Genomic DNA, 3444 nt, shown 5'->3' with positions numbered 1-3444 from the left:
GTTCTTCTAGTGAAGGTAGTACAAACTCTAAGGCAGATAGCTCTTTTGAGTTAATATTATTTACTCCACTAGTCGAGCGAGCACCCAACTCAACAACATCTCTCACAACTCTTGAACTCAAAACATTTAGCAAAAAGCTTGGTATTACTTTTTCTCTATCGCACCTAATTCTGATCAAATAGCCAGCATATAAAAAACCTTCATACTGAGACTCGACTATGGCGGGTTTAGCCACGAGATCCAAGCTGCCATTAGAACGAATAACTAAAAGATCACCCGACTTAAGAGCTAATTTCTCAAGTTCTTTCTCTGTGAAATCTGCCGATTTCAAATCTGAAACATCTAGTTTTCTATCACCAATATTAGGAATACGGATTACAGGAGTATCCCCTCCTTTGTATTCACATTTTTTAGAAGTTCCATATCGAATATCCTCAGATACATCCCCAATAGTCATAAGACGAGGAGTCTTAACAGCTATCAACTTACCCGACACCGCAGAAGCGAGTACCGATTGGCGGAAGCGTTTTAGCAAATCTGGGATGCCATCTAGGCGGGCTTTGATGGTGTCGACCTGTGCCAATACCTCATCGAGTTTTTCAACAATGCGTTTTTGTTCGGCTAGTGGGGCTAGGGGCATCGAATAGTTAAGTAAGTAATCTTTAGGAACTCGTCTATGACCTACCGACCCACTCATATTTGTTTCACAGTTAATCAGAAAGTCTCTAGTCTTCACGAACGCATGAAGATACTTTGGCTCAACTAGGTTACTCACACTTCTTAAAACAAAATATTCGGTGCTCCCTGCACCAATACCATTAGGAAGACCTGATACAAGAGCGCTCTTACCATTTTCAAAGCAAGGAGTAATTTTTGCTAGTAGAACATCATCATTCTGAAACTGAGTATATCCTTTCTTACATTTTCCCCATTTTTTCGTCTCAAATTCAATCGGTGCGCCATACTTAGTTGGCACCAAAGCCATAGGCACGAAGCCGCATTCGCTGTCGTCGTCTATATTTGAGAATTTTTGATTAAGATAAATAGACTCTTCTAATCTTGAATCTACCCAACCTTTCGGCAACTCACTCATCATTTAGCCTCCGGCTTTTCTGCTAAGCCAAAGGCTTCTTCAAGCAACTGCTTTTGCCCCTCTGCTTCATCATTCGCGCCAAGTGCTTGCATCAATTGGTAAATTTCAGATATGGCTTCGGTAAGCTCTGCCATTGCTTCACCTGCTAGTACTTCTGGCTCTGGCAGGTTTTCTGCACTGGTGGCTTCTAGGTCTTTTAGCCAAGAGATATCCAGGCTGTCACCTTTCTGGTCGCGAATGTAGTCACGGCTGAATTTGCGGAAGCGGGAATTGTCGATGGTGTTTTCTACAGAATCCTCACCTTCGGCAAAGATGTTGCCTAGGGTTTCGTAAACCCCCTCTTCGCGCGGTGATTTGCCGTTTTTGTCTTCACCATAAGCGGTAATAAAGGCTTCAAAGTGCTTGGCAGTGAGCGGGCGGCGTTTACCAAAGGTGTTCATGTTGGTACGCATGTCGAATACCCATGTCTCTTTAGTACAACCTTTGTCTTGGTGCTTGTTTTCTGGCGTGCCTTTTTGGAAGAAGAGTACGTTGGTTTTCACGCCCTGTGCGTAGAAGATACCCGTTGGCAAACGCAAGATGGTGTGCAGGTTACACTTGTCCATTAAGTCACGACGAATGTCTGTACCCTTGCCGCCTTCGAATAACACGTTATCAGGAATTACAACGGCTGCACGGCCACCTGGTTCTAGCGCATCGTAGATATGCTGCATAAAACAGAGCTGTTTGTTACCGGTTGGGTGAACAAAGGTACGCGTAATGTTGGTGCTGGATGCACTGCCAAATGGCGGGTTGGTTAGGATCACATCGGCTTTTGGCAAGTTTTCCCCTGCGCTACCAAGCGTGTTGCCTAAGCGGATCGCCCCTTCGTTTTTATCGCCTTCAATATCGTGCAACAGGCAGTTCATCAGTGCTAAACGGCGGGTTTCTGGCACCAGTTCCAGCCCGACAAAGGCTTGTTTCATTTGAAAGTCTTGGTCGTCGCCGCTTAGGGTTTCTAAATCGTTGGTGTGGGCTTTTATGTACTTGTCTGCTTCTATTAAAAAGCCGGCGGTGCCTGCTGCCGGATCCTGAATGATTTCACGGGGCTGCGGCTGCATTAGCTTAACAATGGTGCTGATGAGCGCACGGGGGGTGAAGTATTGCCCCGCGCCAGACTTGGTCTCGTTGGCGTTTTTTTGCAGCAGCCCTTCGTACATGTCACCAAAGTCGTCGCGGCTTTTGCCTTGCCCTTGCCCTTGCCCAGAATCGGATTCGTCAAACCATTCTAGGTTGTCCATGTTGTTCACCAGCTCTGTGAGCTGCGCAGGCTGGGTAATGGTGGTGTTCACGTTTTGGAAAATCGCACGAACAATGGCGTGGTCGTCGGCACCCAACTGCACCAGCATATTTCGGTAGAACTGGTGCTGTTCTTGGCCTAGTTTGGCTTTTAGATCGGCCCAGTGGTAACCCTCAGGCAGCAATTCATCTTCTTGGCCGGTTTCTTCACACATTTTCAGAAACAGCAGAGACGCCAGCTCGTTGACGTAGTTTTGGTAAGAGACGCCGCCATCGCGCAGGTTGTCACACAGCTTCCACAGTTTGCCGACCAGATCATTATTGTTCATGTTTGTTCTCTTGTTTGTTATAGGCAAGTGCGGTGATGTACGTTCTCAGGTTCTGATTTGAACAACGCCCAGCACTTGCTTTTCATTTGGCTACGTTAAATTGGGTTCGATTCTACTGAGTTAGGCGGGCGCATCCCACATAAATTCTTTAAATTGGGTGAGAACGCTGTCTAATTCGTCATTAAAGACGCGCTCTAGCTTGCGTTTCCCCCCTTTGCGTTTGTAATTCCCCGTTTTAAAGGTGTCATCGTCGAGCACCACTTTTTCTTTTATGGATGAAGCAAGGCGATCAAGCCAGTTTAGCTGCTCGGCGCTCCACGCATTTTGCGCTTTGATTTTGGTCAGCGCCAGATCGACCCTTTCTTCAAATGGCAATAGCGCATCTCCAATGGCGGCTCGGCGAATGTGACCGACAAGGCGAGCGGCTATATCTTGGTTTTTGGTCTCTTTCCACGCTTTTTTGAGGGTTGGCTCGTTAAAGTTTTGCGCATCGAACCACTCTTGCAGTTCTAACAAGCCTTTTCGAGTTAAATCCCTTGGGCGGTTGACGATCACGTTTAACGCTTCTTGCTGGTTAATGGAACGATCCACCAGCGCGTCAAAGGCTTCTAAGAAGTCTTGCGCGGTTTCATGCTCGCCATACACGGTTTCAACGCGCAAAACTTCGTCGTCTACGTCGGTGAAAATCGGCATGTCTCGCAAGTCGTTTATTTCTTAGTTTGAGCTGCTCTAACCGCCCGACCA

General features: G+C 46.7%; 2 protein-coding genes and 1 pseudogene. All 3 read right to left on the bottom strand.

Annotated elements, in window-relative coordinates:
• Nucleotides 1-1096 (bottom strand): restriction endonuclease subunit S (locus tag RH89_RS28710; RefSeq protein ID WP_050811535.1); only part of this gene is annotated, 1096 nt, incomplete at its 3' end.
• Nucleotides 1093-2700 (bottom strand): N-6 DNA methylase, encoded by a 1608-nt coding sequence (locus RH89_RS13810; RefSeq protein WP_004402894.1) that lies wholly within the window; start codon nucleotides 2698-2700, stop codon nucleotides 1093-1095. The genes RH89_RS28710 and RH89_RS13810, both read right to left, overlap by 4 nt.
• Nucleotides 2701-2820: 120 nt before the next feature.
• Nucleotides 2821-3444, bottom strand: a pseudogene (locus RH89_RS13805) (type I restriction-modification enzyme R subunit C-terminal domain-containing protein); the annotation flags it as partial.

It is taken from the genome of Vibrio nigripulchritudo ATCC 27043, from assembly GCF_000222685.1.
GTDB classification, from domain to species: Bacteria; Pseudomonadota; Gammaproteobacteria; order Enterobacterales; family Vibrionaceae; genus Vibrio; species Vibrio nigripulchritudo.
Note: the sequence above shows the minus strand (reverse complement) of the source record. Positions and strands in the feature narration are given on the sequence as shown.

Bases quoted from the DNA above. Each gene is read 5' to 3' on its own strand.
- RH89_RS13810 (WP_004402894.1), bottom strand. From the start codon at position 2,700: ATGAACAATAATGATCTGGTCGGCAAACTGTGGAAGCTGTGTGACAAC.